Here is a 15,225-nt window from a genome sequence, read left to right on the forward strand (position 1 = left end):
TGATAACCATGAGAATCGTACTTCTCTCCGGTGGATCAGGCAAGAGGTTATGGCCCTTATCCAACGATACGAGATCGAAGCAGTTCTTGAAAGTACTGGAGGGCCCTGAAGGGCAGACGGAATCCATGGTTCAACGGGTATGGAGGCAACTGCAGCATACGGGATTAAGCGAACAGGCCACGATTGCAACGAGTAAGCCACAGGTGGAGATTTTGCGGAGTCAACTGGGCGATAAGGTTGATCTTGTCGTAGAGCCGGAACGCAGAGATACCTTTCCCGCAATTGCCTTGGCAGCTGTATATCTGTATTCGGTACAGGGTGTCAGTCTGAACGAAACGGTTGCTGTACTTCCTGTTGACCCATATGTGGAGGAATCCTTTTTCTATAAAGTTACGGAGCTTGAAGGAGTGTTAGATGAGTCTGGCGCGGAGCTCGCATTAATTGGGGTAAAACCGACGTATCCTTCAGAGAAATACGGTTATATTATTCCTGATCCCCATGAAACCGAAAAACATAACCATTACGCCAAAGTATCGCGTTTTCAAGAAAAACCCTGTGAGACTGAAGCGGCAGAGATGATAGAGCAATCTGCCCTTTGGAATTGCGGGGTTTTTGCATTCAAGCTGAACTATCTGATTAATCTGCTGATCTCCCTTGAACTGCCAATTCAGTATGAAGAGATGCTCAAACAATACGGAAGATTACAGAAAATTAGCTTTGATTATCAAGTAGTCGAAAAAGCCAGTCACATTGTGGTTACACCTTATGAGGGATATTGGAAAGATCTCGGCACATGGAATACGCTGACGGACGAAATGAGTACCCATATTGTGGGCAAAGGTGTAATGACGAATAGCTCGGTAAACACACATCTGATCAATGAGTTGAATATTCCGGTGTGTGTGCTGGGAGTATCCAATCTTATTGTTGCGACCAGTCCGGATGGAATTCTGGTTAGTGAGAAAGAGGCAAGTCCACAGATTAAAGAGATTCTTAAGGATGATAATCAACGTCCTATGTATGAGGAACGCCGCTGGGGTTGTTACAAAGTGCTTGATTACACGCGTAATGCCAGAGGAGAAGAGGTATTAACTAAACGCATTATTGTTGAGGCAGATAAGAATTTTTCTTATCAATACCATCTCAAACGAAATGAAGTATGGACAGTTGTTTCGGGACAGGGCGAACTGATTCTGGATGGTGAACTGAGATTGCTTAATCAAGGGGATGTTATCTCCATTCTGGCAGGTAGTAAACACAGTGTGAAAGCCGTAACCGAACTTGAAATCATTGAAGTTCAGATGGGCAGTGAGCTGGTGGAAGAGGATATCGTACGAATCGAGATGGAATGGGCAGATATTATCCAAAATTGCGTGAATTGGGGGAAAACAAGATGAATATTGCGGTGATTGGAACAGGGTATGTAGGTCTTGTATCGGGAGTATGCTTTTCGGAGATCGGCAACCAAGTCATCTGTGTGGACAACAATGAGGCCAAAGTAGATATGCTCAACGAGGGCAACGTGCCCATCTATGAGCCTGGCCTCAAAGAGTTGATGGCTTCCAACATGCAAGCAGGCAAACTATCATTCACCTCCAATATTGCTGAAGCGATTAGCCAGTCGGATATTATCTTTATCGCTGTAGGCACGCCTTCTCTTCCGAGCGGCGAAGCCAACCTGAGCTATGTGGAGCAAGTAGCTATAGAGATTGGAAGTCACATTGAAAGCTACAAAATTATCGTGACCAAAAGCACCGTTCCTGTAGGCACCAATGATCGTGTCCGCGAGCTGATTAGCAGTATTTCATCTCAGCCTTTCGATGTGGCTTCTGTTCCCGAGTTCCTCCGCGAAGGATCTGCGGTGAATGATACGCTGAATCCTGACCGGATTGTCATTGGAACAGACAGTGATCGTGCAATTAAAACACTAAAGAAACTCCATCGGCCATTGACCGAGAACCTCATCATTACGGATATTCGATCAGCCGAAATGATTAAATATGCTTCCAATGCATTTCTCGCAACCAAAATCTCATTCATTAATGAAATCTCGAATATATGTGAAAAAGTAGGAGCCGACGTTACAAGAGTAGCCGAAGGCATGGGCTATGATAAGCGTATAGGAGCTTCCTTTTTGAAGGCAGGCATTGGTTATGGAGGTTCATGCTTTCCAAAAGATACACAGGCTTTAATTCAGATCGCAGGCATGGTCGATTATGATTTCAGACTGTTAAAATCCGTTGTCCAAGTAAACCAAGATCAGCGTTTTCATGTCATTCACAAACTGGAAGAGGCGCTGGGATCTTTAAAAGGAAAAACAATTGCTGTCTGGGGGTTAGCTTTTAAACCGGAGACAGATGACGTGCGGGATGCTCCAGCGATCGATATCATTCAGCATTTAAGTGATGCTGGAGCAGTCATTAAGGCCTACGATCCCATTGCAACTGCGAATTTCCGTAAAGAGGTAGATGTAGCTTCCATCACGTGGGAAGAGAATCCACTTCATGCTGCTGAAGGAGCAGATGCCTTGTGTGTGTTGACTGAATGGAAGGAATTCGCTCATATCGATTTGAATGAACTGGCCAAAATCATGAAGGACCCAATTATGATTGATGGTCGTAATTTGTATAGTGCTGAACAGGTGCAGGCATCTAATCTTCAATATTATTCTGTTGGTCGTCCAGGTTTGACGAAGCTGGAAGGGAAAGCGGCAGCAATCATTTAACCGCTATTCATCATCTTGAATGTGAGTGAGGAAGAACACATGAAAAAGTGGATGAAAGTTACCATCTGGATTGTTTCCTTGTTTGTAGTTGTTGTGTTTGGTTATGCCATATATCTCTATCAATCCGTTAAATCAACCGCTGACCAAATCTATGAGCCCCGGAATCCTGTAAAGCCCGTCTCGGTCACAGATAGCAGAGGTGGGCTACCAGTGGATATCAACAGTAAAGAGCCTTTTAATGCACTTATTCTTGGCGTGGATGAGCGTCCTAATGATCGAGGGCGCTCGGATACGATGATTGTACTGAGTGTGAACCCAGAAAAAAAACAAGTGCTCATGTTTAATATTCCAAGGGATACAAGGACAGACATTGTGGGACACAATACAGTAGATAAGATCAATCATGCTTATGCCTTCGGAGGCGTGGACATGTCGGTAAATACCGTTGAGCAATTTTTGGGAGTCCCCATTCATTATTATATGAAAGTGGATATGGAGGGCTTTGCCAAAATCATTGACCTGGTCGGAGGCGTGGATGTAAATAATCCTTTTGCATTTGATTATGAGGGCCAGAGTTATGATCAAGGGAATATTCATCTGGACGGTGTTGCTGCGCTCGGTTTTTCAAGAATGCGCTATGATGACCCGAAAGGGGATTTGGGTCGTAATGATCGACAGCGTGAGGTTCTGAAGCAGATGCTTAAGAATACGATGCAATTCTCCAGTGTACTTCATATCCAGAATATGCTTGATGAACTAGGTACTCATGTCAGAACGGATGTTACTTTTGATGAGATGAAGGAACTTCTCCTTGATTATCGTAATGATCTGGAGAATGTAGATACGGTGGAAATTAAGGGTAAAGGCGAGAAAATCAATGGGATTTATTATTACATCGTGGATCAGCAGGAAAAAGATCGCATTCACGGAATAATTGAAGAACATTTGGAGAAATAAACAGAAATAATGAAAGGCTTATGAAAGTGGTGAGGACCATGCTTATGGAGGAGGATTACGGGAAACGAAGGCATAAGCATAGACGTAATAAACGACCTTATGTTTATATCTTGTCACTGCTTCTGATTGCGGCGTGGGTTTTGGTGATTTGGCACTTTTCGACCCAATCATATCAGCAGCAGACAATCCAGCCTTGGCTGCATAAATGGTCTGAAAAGGTAAAGATCGGATTTGCGCTACCTGATGTGCAATTCACATACGGTGAGCTTGATTATTCCTTAAGACAACGACCGTATGATTTTGTTGAGTTCATATTTCGGAAAAGTGCACATTTATTTGTATATGCTGTGCTGGCGGTGCTTATCTATGGTGGGCTGAGATACAGGAAAATGCGGATGTTCACTTGTATCGCTGCTGCCCTGGCCGTAGTAGCGGTTATCGCCTCCATTGATGAATATATTCAACAGTTCAGCCCTAACCGGACGAGTTCAATCCGTGATGTCGGCGTAGATCTGCTTGGCGGATGTGGCGGAATTGCCTTATATATAGGGGTTAATGTCGTTTTCAGAAGATTCAGGTCTCCAAGGCGATCATCAGTCAAAAGAAAGTGATTTCCCAGGAAATGCTGCTCGCTAGTTCCCGCTTCTACTTGCTTGCTATCCATCATAAGTATGGAAGTAGGACAAGGGGGGACGGGGCATGCTGCGAAGAAGGAACCGGAATGCGTTACTTAAAAAGATCGGATTCATAGCACTTGTGCTGCTGCTGTTGTGGCTCATAGTCAGAACCATCCCATATCTGTTTCGTGCAGATGCACCAGATGAAGCTGCTTCCATTGCCCAAGAGTTTTACAAATATGAGCAGACGGGTGATTTCGGCAGTTCATGGGAGTTGTTTCATCCATTGATGAAAGAGCGCTTTCCCAAAAGCGCTTATTTACAGTCGAGAGCGCATATCTTCATGCAGCATTTTGGGGTGGAAACCTTTGATCTGGAGATGGAAAAACCAGAGCGAGAGTTTGACGTTACGGTAATTGATGGCGTTAAGCCATTTGCAGAGGCATATCGCATTGGTGTTACCCAGAAGTTTACGGGAACCTTTGGTCAATTTAAAATCGTGCAGAATTGTTATATCGTAAAGGATGGGGACGATTGGACATTGCTTTGGTATTATCCGAAGAATGGAGATACCGAGACTCAGCATGACAAAACTGAATGATAGTATTAACCCATACTATGTGCCGAATTGTATCATTTGTACTTGAAAAGGCTCTATGAATGCGAGACTTTAGTCGCATTTATAGAGCTTTTTTTGCATTTCATTTCTTTTTAAACCTTTAAGGGGTTGACATTAGTCCCGGTGTCAAGTAAATTACGAGTTAGATACAAAATGTATCAAAATTCAGCGTCTAACGACAAATAACAGGGACTTCAATGCTCCTTGTGAGGGGAAGGAATATCATTGATTGAAACGGACCGCTTTTACTGTGTCAGTTGTGGGATGATTGTGTCGGTCGCTAGGGGCTCTGTCGAACTAAAGGAAGAGGACTGTGGAGGCAATCACGTATTTCGCACCGGATTTTATCGGAGTGAGATGCCGCTTGGATGCTGTGAAGCGTGTGTAGTTCAAACGAAACGTCAGGGGAAATCCCAGTTTGCGGGACAATATACTAAAGATTATGATACACTATCTTCATATGAGAAGCGGGCATGATGTGAATGCCCGTTGATGAAGGAGGAAATGGAATGCAGCAGGAGCCGGTCGTCCGTCTTCAGGGCGTCAGTAAAATCATCTCCTCCCGATCATTGGTCAGTGACCTGACTCTGGATATTTCTCCGGGGCAGGTTTTTGGTTTTTTAGGACCCAATGGGGCGGGGAAAACAACAACGATTCGAATGATGGTAGGGCTGATGTCCATCAGTCAAGGAGATATCATCATCTCGGGACACAGTGTAAAGAATGAATTTGAACAGGCCATCGCTCAGGTTGGGGCTATTGTCGAGAATCCAGAAATGTACAAGTTTCTGACCGGATATCAAAATCTCGTTCACTTTGCCCGGATGTCACCTGGTATTACGAAAGAACGCATTGCCGAGACGATTGAACGTGTTGGGCTTACAGCACGCATTCATGACAAGGTAAAGACCTATTCTCTGGGTATGCGCCAGCGTTTGGGCGTGGCCCAAGCCATATTACATAAACCAAAGTTGTTGGTATTGGATGAACCCACCAATGGGCTCGATCCACAGGGAATACGGGAACTTAGGGATTATTTGCGTCAGCTCTGTCAGGAGGAAGGGATCACCGTCTTTGTATCCAGCCACTTGTTGTCGGAGATGGAATTGATGTGTGATACCGTTGCGATTATCCAAAATGGCAAATTGATTGATGTGAGAAATCTCAGAGCTGAGGCGGGAGCAGACGTACTTACTGAAGTTGCTTTTGAGGTAAATGATGCTCCACGTGCAGCCGAACTAATTAGCGAAGCTACAGTTCAGGGCAATGCCATTGTGATTCGTTTATCCCGTGAGCAGATTCCGGACTTGAATGCGAGGCTGGTCAGTGAAGGGTTCCAGGTATACGGTATCCGTAGCGTAACCCATACGCTGGAAGATCAATTTTTGCAGGTGACTGGGGGCGGAAGCATTGGGTAATTTCGGCAATCTCATTATGAATGAAAACATGAAAATTTTCCGTCGTCCGCGTACTTGGATTATGTTATCTATTCTGGCATTAATTTCGCTGTTGATGCCGGTTCTGCTCAATGAAGGCATGGGGTCCAGTGAAGTTCCATACTGGCAAGCAGCTATTACTACCGTTCAGGTCGTCTTTTTCCTGAATACTATCTTCTGTGTCGTCATTGCAGCCGAAGCGGTGGCCGGAGAGTTCACTTGGGGAACCATTAAACTACTGTTGATTCGTCCGTGGTCACGCAGCAAAATACTGGCATCCAAATATTTGTCCGTGATTGGATTCAGTATTCTGAGTACGTTACTTGTTGTTATTATGGCAACCGTAATGTCGTATATGCTGTTCTCCCATTCCGTAACTCCGGATGGAAGCGGTGCTTCTGCATCACACGCATTTGCACTATGGGGATATCTGTACGTGGACTTGTTTATTACGCTCGCTATTGCCTTTATGGTCTCCTCCGTGTTTCGTTCGGGAGCTCTGGCCATCGGTTTGTCTCTATTTATCATGTTTACACAGAATTTGTTCTCATTGATCTTCAATCCCGTTCGTTATGAATGGGCCAAGTATGTTCTGTTCAATAACATGGATCTCAGTCGGTATATGGATCCAGTGACGGACTTTAGTATGTTTGATGGTGGGAATACAGGCATGACACTTGGCTTTTCTGTTGCTGTGCTAGCTGTATATTATGTTGTTTTCATGTTGATCTCATGGGTTGTATTCAACAAAAGAGATGTGGCAGGCTAATCGCCTGCTTCTTTTTTTTACCCCATTTCTCCTTCAGGATGGAAAAGAGAGTATATTCAGCATTCGCTGTGGCATGACTAGCATTTAAGGGTACATATAATCATACATAAGAATACGGCTTGGAATGGAACACGCTGTCCAAGCTGTATTAAGTTGCATGACATACATATTATCGCCGCAGTCGTATTTGGCAGAGCAGCGTATGGAGGGATCACGTTTCTTGATAAACAACAAGTTTTACCGTATATGCACAGCAATTATTTTGCTGCTGCTCATCGTGTATTTGGGGGATAAAGTCAACTTTATTTTCAGCCCCCTGACCTCGCTGATTCACATCATCATTATTCCGCTGCTGATTGCTGGTTTCTTCTATTATCTGCTGCGTCCGCTCGTCGACTATATGGAACGGCACAAAATGAAACGTGCATTGTCAGTCCTTATTATTTACGTGGTGATTGCGCTGATTATGGCAGGATTCAGTGTGCTTGTATGGCCTTCACTGCGTGAACAACTGTTGAATTTTGTGGAGAATGCCCCGGTACTGGTTACTTCGCTCAGTGATCAGTTGGCTGAATTCGAAAAGAGTGGTTTCCTTTCAAAATATATACCTGAGGATTCCGATCTGTTCTCACGCTTCTCCGATTTTCTAAGTCAAGGCATTGCCCAGGTAACGGATTATGTATCCGGATTGTTTTCTGTCGTATCTAATCTGGTCATCATTCTGGCGACGTTCCCGATCATGCTGTATTACATGCTCAAGGAAGGCAGCAAATTTGGAACTAATCTTACACTGTTGCTCCCGAGACGTTACCGTAAAGATGGAGAAGAGACGGTACATGAAATCGATGAAGCTTTGAGCAGCTACATTGTAGGTCGTGTCATTGTCAATGTAGCCTTGGGCATCCTGATGTATATTGGTTTTCTCTTTCTCGGTTTGCCATATGCATTACTCCTGACGGCCGTATCCATTATTCTGAACTTCATTCCTTATGTAGGGGCTTTGCTGGCAGCCATTCCTGTCGTCATTGTGGGGTTCATTGAATCACCTTCAATGGCGATCTGGTCGCTTGTCATCATTGTTATCGCTCAGCAAATTCAGGATAATCTGATCTCTCCTTATGTCTATGGCAAACAGTTGGACATTCATCCGTTGACTACCGTCATCTTACTGCTTGTAGGTGCAGACCTGGGGAACATTCTTGGGATGATTATCGTTATTCCGTTATATATGATCATCAAAATTATTTTCCGGAAGATTCAGAATCGAATCGTCGAAGACAAGGCAGATCCAGCCAATTAATTCACACGATAAGGTGCTAACAACTCTAGGCACCTTATCGTGTGAATTAGCATGAGTGGCCAAGGCTAACGAACTTCAGGGTCTCTTTTACGCCGGAAAAATGCGAAAGGACCAGCAGATCAAGGCATTAGAGTGTCTGCGATTCGTTAAACTGTTGTAACAGTGAAAATAGGGCCAATAGAACGTGCTCGATTCGTTAGATATTCGCCGCGAGAGCGAACTATGCTAAACAGCAAGTATCGCTAACCGCGACTCATCCCAATACGCCTGCCATATGAAAAAGGTGGTGTCCATCATCTTCACGACGATGGACACCACCTTTTAGTGTATCTATATTGAAGAAGCGAGTTTATTAATTCGTCTCGTCTTCATCAGTGTAGTCGGACATGGTCAGTGGTTCCTTAGGAACAACGGCGACTTTGTAGAAGCGGTTTTTGTCTTTTTCCAGCAACACGAAGGTGAGATTCTCGAACTCATATTCTTCCTGTTCATTCATCTCTGGACGATGGCTATAAAGCCATCCGCCAATGGTATCCCATTCGTCAGCATCCAGGTTTGACGTGAACATATCGTTTACTTTGGACAAGGACACCTTGCCATCCATAATGACATAGTTTTCATTGATAACCTGAATATCCTCCACTTCGTCTGCGTCGAACTCATCCCGAATTTCTCCGACAATCTGTTCAAGCACATCCTCAATCGTTACAATCCCGGACGTACCTCCATACTCATCGACCAGCACGGCAATATGCACGCCATCCTTCTGCATTTTCTTGAGCAGGTCCTTGACCGGAGTCGTTTCGTGAACAGCCGATACCGGCTGAATGAGGGAAGACAGATCGACAGGTTCTTCGTTCCCGTACAACTCCAGGAAAAATTGTTTGGTATTAATGATACCGATAATATCGTCTTTGCTCTCATTTACTACTGGAAAACGGGTGTATTGTTCTTGACGGATAATATCCAGGTTTTCCTCGTTCGATCTATTGACATAAAGGCAGACCATATCAGTCCGGGGTACCATGATTTCTTTGGCAAGCATCTCATCAAAAGCAAAAATTCGGCTTACATATCCGAACTCGGCTTGGTTGATTTTGCCGCTCTCAAAGCTTTCATTAATGATAAACTGTAATTCTTCTTCGGAGTGCGCATCTTCATGCTCCGATGCAGGTTTGATTCCGAACAACTTGACCAGTTGATTCGCTGAGCTGTTTAACAGCCAGATAAAAGGATACATAATTCGGTTAAACCAGATGATAGGTGTAGACGTCAGCAGAGCAACGGCTTCGGCTTTACGGATTGCAATCGTTTTAGGTGCAAGTTCGCCAACTACCACATGCAAATACGTGATGGCAACAAACGCAATAACAAACGATAAGAATGAAGAAACTGCCTCAGGCATGTTCATGCTTTCGAACACAGGGTGGAGAATTTTCTCTACCGTGGGTTCTCCCAGCCAGCCCAGTCCCAGAGATGTAATCGTGATACCCAACTGACAGGCGGACAAATATCCATCCAGGTTGGCAACGGCTTGTTTAACAGCCAAGGCACGCTTGTTTCCTTCTGCAATCATTTGGTCAATCCGGCTCGGACGAATCCGTACCAGAGCGAACTCCACTGCAACAAAAAACGCCGAAAGTCCTATCAAAAATGCAACCAATACTAAATTTAACGCATACCTCTCACTTTCCATTAACTAGTCTTCTCCTTTAAGTAATAAGTTTTTAACGAATATTATATCTAATTTTACGTAAGAAGACCACCTTCCAATCAAGAAAAGAGGAAGAGTCTGGAAGGCAGAGTATGCGAAATGGCGATGGAGTGCTGATCCGCAGACTGGAATGAATCATATGTAGAGGGGAACACAGTCAGAATATACAACGCCAAAGCATGGCAAGAACTGGCTGAGCACTGTTACAGATGCGCTGTGTATGTAAAATTTTATCTAAGCAAGCGTTACGAACAGTGCATACATTGGGTATCTAATGATTAGCTAAAGGCTTTATCGTCAAAGCTTGTACAGTGAGAGAGAACGGCAAGGTTATCCCTTGCCATGAGGAGGAAGCCGAATGTTTTGGCTGGTCATTATATTGCTCGTATTTACTTTTCAGGCAGCCACCATTCTGTTGCTGGAATTCCGTAATCCGGCGAAAGCTGTGGCATGGCTTTTTATTTTATTCTGTGTACCCTTGATTGGCTTTGTTGTGTATTATTTTGTCGCCCAGGACTACAGCAAACGTAAGAAGGTCCGTAAGGGCGGTTCGCGAATCTTTCGGGAAATACGGGAAACGATCTGGGAGCAGGCTCATATTGTCGAGCATGCAGATCAGATGTCTGGCAGCCGATATAATCATCAGCATCGTTTGTTTAACCTGCTGTCACACCTGTCTGAGAGCCCAATTACAGGTTGCAATCGGAGTCAAGTACTGACGAATGGTGAAGAGACATTTGAAGCCATGTTGAGGGCAATGGAACAGGCAGAGCACCATCTGCATGTTGAATTTTATATTTTTCGGGATGATGTCATCAGTACAAAGTTTCAGGACGTGATGATTCGCAAGGCGAAAGAAGGCGTCAAAGTGCGTTTGATCTGCGATGGACTCGGCAGTCACAAGATGAGCTGGAGCTTTATCCGCAAGTTTCAGGACGCAGGCGTGGAGTTTCATTATTTTCTGCCGCCGCTCATTGCAACGATTGACCGAAGGGTGAATTACCGGAATCACCGTAAAATTGTTGTGGTGGATGGAAGGATTGGATTTGTGGGTGGAATTAATATAGGTGATGATTATCTCGGACAATATCCGGAGGTTGGATTCTGGCGCGATACCCATGTACAGATTGAAGGAGATGCCGTATATTTCCTGCAAAATACGTTCCTGAACGACTGGAAACTTGCTTCCGGCGAGCAGATTACAGAGCCTCAACTGACAGAGCTGTTCCCTCCACATATTTGCAGCGGGGAAGAGCGGATTCAGATTCTGGCCAGCGGGCCGGATCAGGACTGGGATGCCATTCAAGAAATGTGCTTTGGGGCGATTTCCGTGGCATGCGAACGCATATACATCACAACACCCTATTTCATTCCGGACCCCGCATTGTATGAAGCGATTAAGACAGCTGCCGTGAGCGGGGTAGATGTGAAAATCATCATTCCTTATCAATCGGATTCCCGGCTTGTGCACTTGGCCTCACTGTCCTATGTCGAAGAACTGTTGCGTGCGGGAGTGAAATTCTATCAATATCGCAAAGGTTTTGTGCATGCCAAGGTCCTGATTGTGGATGATTTGCTTGCGACGGTAGGCACAGCCAATATGGATATGCGGAGCTTTTTCTGCAATTTCGAGTTGACCGCTGTGTTGTTCGAAAAATCATCCATGGAACGGCTGACCGAGGATTTTGAACGTGATTTGGATGAATGCAGCCAGATTGACGTGAAGGTGTTTCAGCAGCGTTCACGGTGGCAAAAAGGGGCGGAAATGCTTTCTCGCATGCTTTCTCCGCTGCTTTAGCCGTTATAGGGCGGATTTCTCAAGATAAGTTCACTTTTTGTGAATTTATCTTCTTTTTGCTAACTATTTTGCTCAAATTTGATCTTTTATGATATAATGTTTATATAAATTATGTCTTGGCGAAGGAGGGGAGTCTGCGGGAAAACAGGCTCCCTTTTGCTCTCTTTTGGAAGTGTCAACCGGAATTAAGACATACTTGAATACATTTCATATAGCCTTTAGGTGCTTTTATAACGGGGTGCATATAGCGTTGGGACGGCGTTGTTCCTCTGTATGTAGGGTTCCTCTGGGGTACTTAAATGATTTATGAAATGGATTCACATCTTGATCAAAACGGGGGGGATACCATGTCCAATGTATCGGTTAAAGAACTAACATCCAAGCCGGACCGCAATGTGAAGAGTTCGGTGTTTTCACTGAAGCTTCTGCAGCGCATCGTGATGATTCTGGTCGGTGCTGCACTGATGGCTGTGTCACTCGAAGTATTTCTCGTGCCGAATGGCGTTATTGATGGGGGAATAACAGGGATTTCGATTATGGTGTCAGAGCTTACACATCTGCCACTCGGAATTTTCCTGACCTTGCTGAACTTGCCTTTCCTGATTCTGGGGTATAAACAAATTGGTAAAACGTTTGCGCTATCTACACTGCTCGGGATCGTTGTAATGTCCATTGGAACGTCATTGTTACACCGCGTTCCTGCACTGACGCCAGGTGAACCACTGCTTGGAGCTGTATTTGGTGGATTGATCTTGGGGGTTGGTGTTGGTCTCGTCATTCGTTCTGGCGGTTCACTGGATGGTACGGAGATTGTAGCCATACTGTTGAGTGAGAAATCACCATTGTCTGTAGGTCAGATCGTATTGTTCATTAACGTATTTATTTTTGCAGGTGCAGGTTTTGTGTTTGGCTGGCCAAACGCCCTGTATTCCATGATTGCTTATTATATTGCAATGAAGATGATTGATATTGTGAATGAAGGATTGGATCAATCCAAATCGGTATGGATTATCAGCGAGAAGTATCGTGATATTGGTTCAGCCTTAACCGACCGTCTGGGTCGTGGCGTCACTTTCCTGGATGGAGAGGGTGGCTTCAGCGGAGACGAGAAGAAAATTATCTTTGTGGTTATTACTCGTTTGGAAGAAGCTAAACTGAAGTCCATTGTTGAAGATTGGGACCCACATGCCTTTGTGGCGATTGGTAACATTCACGATGTGAAGGGCGGACGTTTCAAGAAAAAAGGTATACATTAGCGAATCTCATCGCGCGTAAACGAAAAGATAGCCGGTACCCTTGGTTTGAGGGTGACCGGCTATTTTTGTTTTAAATGCTGGATGATCAGTTCAACAGGCTGGGGTTCGACAGCTGCGATCAGATCCCCGGTCTTCGTCAGGCGTTCCACGATGTTCATCAAGTGGTAATCCTTGATCGAAACGTTGTTCCGCACTTCATCCCATGTGAGTGGAGTAGACACAGTGCCACCTGGCTTGGCGCGGGGAGTGTAAGGAGCTGCGAGCGTTTTGCCACCGTAATGCTGGAGGTAATCAAAATAAATGCGATCCCCCCGGTCTTTTTTTAGTCGTTCCAGTGTAAATAGATCCGGATGTTTTTGAGTGACGTATTTGCCTACAAAATAACCGATGTCTCTTAATTCATCGAAGGTTACACCTTGGCGAATCGGAACAATAATCTGTACACCTGTGGCACCGGATGTTTTCGGTACCGATCTCAAACCAAGTGAAGTTAGCGTTTCCCCCACGATTAAGGCCGCCTGCATAATGCGAGGTTCTTCTTCCTGCGAAGGATCGAGATCAATCATCCACTCGCAAGGCAGATGGTTGCCTACGGCATGCAAGGAAGGATGAAACTCCAGAGCGGCCAGATTGCCAAGCCATAACAGATCAGGGAGGTCGTTCATCACCACATATCGTATCCCGTCATGCATCTCGGTTCGCACAAACTCCGGAACGGGCTCTGGGGCATTTTTCTGATAGAAAAACTCGCCGCCTGCACCATGCGGATAACGTATCGTGGTGAGCAGCCGATTACGGGTGTAAGTAAGTAGGTAGGGAGCCAGTGCCGCCAACTTTTGCAAATAGATAGCCTTGGTTACACCTGCTTCGGGCCATAACAACTTGTCTGGATTAGTCACAGTAAGTTCCATTCCATTAATCGTTATGGTGCCCTTTATTGTATGGGCCATGAATAACACCTCCTCTGGTGAACAAGTATAATTTTAAAAGGAAAGCCTTTTTACTGTTTCAGGTGGATAATTAGTTTATCGTTCAGGGATAAGATGACTGATCTGGCTGATCTCACACTCATCTCGCTTTACCGAAGCAAAAGCCTGGATGCTTGGGTGACGTAGGGTAAGATGGTGGGTGAGTTCCATGAATTGCACTTTGACTCCGATCTGTGGTTCAACCCATGTCGTCTCCGCGCTTCTCTCAGGTATGTTATGGAATGGTCTATGCTTTCGGATGAGAGGCTGTACTTCTTCGGTTAGCTTACGCCAGGAGTCTGAGTTCAGTTTACCCGTGCCGACATGACCAATATAGACAAAGTTAGGCCCATCATATACACCGACTGCGATTGCATTGACGATACCACTGCGGTAGGTGACCCCGCCAATCATCGCATATAGATCGTGGAAAATCTTGACCTTCTGCCAGCGTTGATCCTTACCGTTGATTCCATAGGTACTGGAAAGGTCTTTACATACAATTCCCTCCATCTGGTGCTGTCTCATCACAGTGAGCAGGGTGTCCGGATCTGACGTGTTGGTCACCTCCTGAACATGGGGAGCAGGATTCAGAACTTGATGCAGCAGACGCTGACGTTTTGCAAGTGGTTGATCTGTGACCCATACCCCATCGCAGAAAAGAATATCAAATACCATATAAGTCACCGGAATCTGGTTTACAGCTTGGGCAATGCTATCCGGTCTGCTCATGCGATCTCGCCGCAACACGTGATAGAAGGACGGTTTTCCCGTATCCGGGTCAAGGGCAATAATCTCTCCATCTAAAATATAAGAAGGGACGGAGCACAGATTGCGTGGCTGAACCAGCTCAGGATATTGCGCAGTTCGGTTGTGCAATCTGCGATTAATTAATTGAATTCCCTGTCCGTCCTCGTAAGCAAGCATGCGGACCCCATCCCATTTGATTTGGGCAATCCAGTTTTGCCCGCTAGGGATCACATCTCGGGATATAGGTTCAAAAGGAACCAGAGGATTGAACATGTGCCTAAAACTCCTTTCCTCTTTCAAATCTGCCTGGAGGTTG

Annotated in this window: 14 protein-coding genes; 11 read left to right on the forward strand and 3 right to left on the reverse strand. The window is 45.0% G+C overall.

Annotated elements, in window-relative coordinates:
- The first annotated feature begins 8 nt into the window (after positions 1–8).
- The 9 genes from BLS14_RS17295 to BLS14_RS17330 all read left to right on the forward strand — a co-directional run bounded on the left by BLS14_RS17295 (position 9) and on the right by BLS14_RS17330 (position 8,423).
- A complete protein-coding gene (locus BLS14_RS17295) occupies positions 9–1,397 on the forward strand; it encodes a sugar phosphate nucleotidyltransferase (RefSeq protein ID WP_090953124.1) in 1,389 nt (462 codons plus the stop codon).
- Positions 1,394–2,725 (forward strand): UDP-glucose dehydrogenase family protein, encoded by a 1,332-nt coding sequence (locus BLS14_RS17300; RefSeq protein WP_090953126.1) that lies wholly within the window; start codon positions 1,394–1,396, stop codon positions 2,723–2,725. Before BLS14_RS17295 ends, BLS14_RS17300 begins: the two co-directional genes overlap by 4 nt.
- Positions 2,726–2,764: 39 nt before the next feature.
- Positions 2,765–3,682 (forward strand): LCP family glycopolymer transferase, encoded by a 918-nt coding sequence (locus BLS14_RS17305; RefSeq protein ID WP_072734349.1) that lies wholly within the window; start codon positions 2,765–2,767, stop codon positions 3,680–3,682.
- 20 nt (positions 3,683–3,702) lie between these two features.
- Positions 3,703–4,293, forward strand: a complete 591-nt coding sequence (locus BLS14_RS17310; protein ID WP_083584748.1) for a VanZ family protein — start codon at positions 3,703–3,705, stop codon at positions 4,291–4,293.
- 88 nt (positions 4,294–4,381) lie between these two features.
- Positions 4,382–4,900: a hypothetical protein gene (locus BLS14_RS17315; protein ID WP_072734348.1), complete on the forward strand. Its 519-nt coding sequence runs from the start codon at positions 4,382–4,384 to the stop codon at positions 4,898–4,900.
- A gap of 243 nt (positions 4,901–5,143) precedes the next feature.
- On the forward strand, positions 5,144–5,395 hold the full coding sequence (locus tag BLS14_RS32330; RefSeq protein WP_064640103.1) for a hypothetical protein: 252 nt from the start codon (positions 5,144–5,146) through the stop codon (positions 5,393–5,395).
- A gap of 32 nt (positions 5,396–5,427) precedes the next feature.
- On the forward strand, positions 5,428–6,336 hold the full coding sequence (locus tag BLS14_RS17320; protein ID WP_064640101.1) for an ABC transporter ATP-binding protein: 909 nt from the start codon (positions 5,428–5,430) through the stop codon (positions 6,334–6,336).
- Positions 6,329–7,123, forward strand: a complete 795-nt coding sequence (locus BLS14_RS17325; protein ID WP_063564496.1) for an ABC transporter permease — start codon at positions 6,329–6,331, stop codon at positions 7,121–7,123. Before BLS14_RS17320 ends, BLS14_RS17325 begins: the two co-directional genes overlap by 8 nt.
- A gap of 202 nt (positions 7,124–7,325) precedes the next feature.
- A complete protein-coding gene (locus tag BLS14_RS17330) occupies positions 7,326–8,423 on the forward strand; it encodes an AI-2E family transporter (protein WP_063564495.1) in 1,098 nt (365 codons plus the stop codon).
- Positions 8,424–8,775: 352 nt separating this feature from the next.
- Here the strand turns inward: BLS14_RS17330 and BLS14_RS17335 are convergent, their stop codons facing one another.
- Positions 8,776–10,119, reverse strand: coding sequence for a hemolysin family protein (locus BLS14_RS17335; RefSeq protein WP_063564494.1), 1,344 nt, complete (start codon positions 10,117–10,119; stop codon positions 8,776–8,778).
- 376 nt (positions 10,120–10,495) lie between these two features.
- Here BLS14_RS17335 and cls point away from each other — a divergent pair, with 376 nt between their 5' ends.
- Both cls and BLS14_RS17345 read left to right on the forward strand, forming a co-directional pair.
- Positions 10,496–11,935 (forward strand): cardiolipin synthase, encoded by a 1,440-nt coding sequence (gene cls, locus BLS14_RS17340; RefSeq protein ID WP_064640097.1) that lies wholly within the window; start codon positions 10,496–10,498, stop codon positions 11,933–11,935.
- Between the two features lie 347 nt (positions 11,936–12,282).
- Positions 12,283–13,191: a YitT family protein gene (locus BLS14_RS17345; RefSeq protein WP_072734452.1), complete on the forward strand. Its 909-nt coding sequence runs from the start codon at positions 12,283–12,285 to the stop codon at positions 13,189–13,191.
- Between the two features lie 59 nt (positions 13,192–13,250).
- On the opposite strand, the gene ligD is transcribed toward BLS14_RS17345, so the two are convergent.
- Both ligD and BLS14_RS17355 read right to left on the reverse strand, forming a co-directional pair.
- Complete coding sequence (gene ligD / locus BLS14_RS17350) at positions 13,251–14,141, reverse strand: non-homologous end-joining DNA ligase (protein WP_063564492.1); 891 nt, start codon at positions 14,139–14,141, stop codon at positions 13,251–13,253.
- Positions 14,142–14,216: 75 nt separating this feature from the next.
- Positions 14,217–15,182, reverse strand: coding sequence for an ATP-dependent DNA ligase (locus BLS14_RS17355; RefSeq protein WP_090953128.1), 966 nt, complete (start codon positions 15,180–15,182; stop codon positions 14,217–14,219).
- Positions 15,183–15,225: the final 43 nt, after the last annotated feature.

It is taken from the genome of Paenibacillus sp. OK060, assembly GCF_900101205.1.
GTDB lineage: Bacteria > Bacillota > Bacilli > Paenibacillales > Paenibacillaceae > Paenibacillus > Paenibacillus marchantiae.

Bases quoted from the DNA above. Each gene is read 5' to 3' on its own strand.
- BLS14_RS17295 (WP_090953124.1), top strand. From the start codon at position 9: ATGAGAATCGTACTTCTCTCCGGTGGATCAGGCAAGAGGTTATGGCCC.
- BLS14_RS17300 (WP_090953126.1), top strand. From the start codon at position 1,394: ATGAATATTGCGGTGATTGGAACAGGGTATGTAGGTCTTGTATCGGGA.
- BLS14_RS17305 (WP_072734349.1), top strand. From the start codon at position 2,765: ATGAAAAAGTGGATGAAAGTTACCATCTGGATTGTTTCCTTGTTTGTA.
- BLS14_RS17310 (WP_083584748.1), top strand. From the start codon at position 3,703: ATGAAAGTGGTGAGGACCATGCTTATGGAGGAGGATTACGGGAAACGA.
- BLS14_RS17315 (WP_072734348.1), top strand. From the start codon at position 4,382: ATGCTGCGAAGAAGGAACCGGAATGCGTTACTTAAAAAGATCGGATTC.
- BLS14_RS17320 (WP_064640101.1), top strand. From the start codon at position 5,428: ATGCAGCAGGAGCCGGTCGTCCGTCTTCAGGGCGTCAGTAAAATCATC.
- BLS14_RS17330 (WP_063564495.1), top strand. From the start codon at position 7,326: ATGGAGGGATCACGTTTCTTGATAAACAACAAGTTTTACCGTATATGC.
- BLS14_RS17335 (WP_063564494.1), bottom strand. From the start codon at position 10,119: ATGGAAAGTGAGAGGTATGCGTTAAATTTAGTATTGGTTGCATTTTTG.
- cls (WP_064640097.1), top strand. From the start codon at position 10,496: ATGTTTTGGCTGGTCATTATATTGCTCGTATTTACTTTTCAGGCAGCC.
- BLS14_RS17345 (WP_072734452.1), top strand. From the start codon at position 12,283: ATGTCCAATGTATCGGTTAAAGAACTAACATCCAAGCCGGACCGCAAT.
- ligD (WP_063564492.1), bottom strand. From the start codon at position 14,141: ATGGCCCATACAATAAAGGGCACCATAACGATTAATGGAATGGAACTT.
- BLS14_RS17355 (WP_090953128.1), bottom strand. From the start codon at position 15,182: ATGTTCAATCCTCTGGTTCCTTTTGAACCTATATCCCGAGATGTGATC.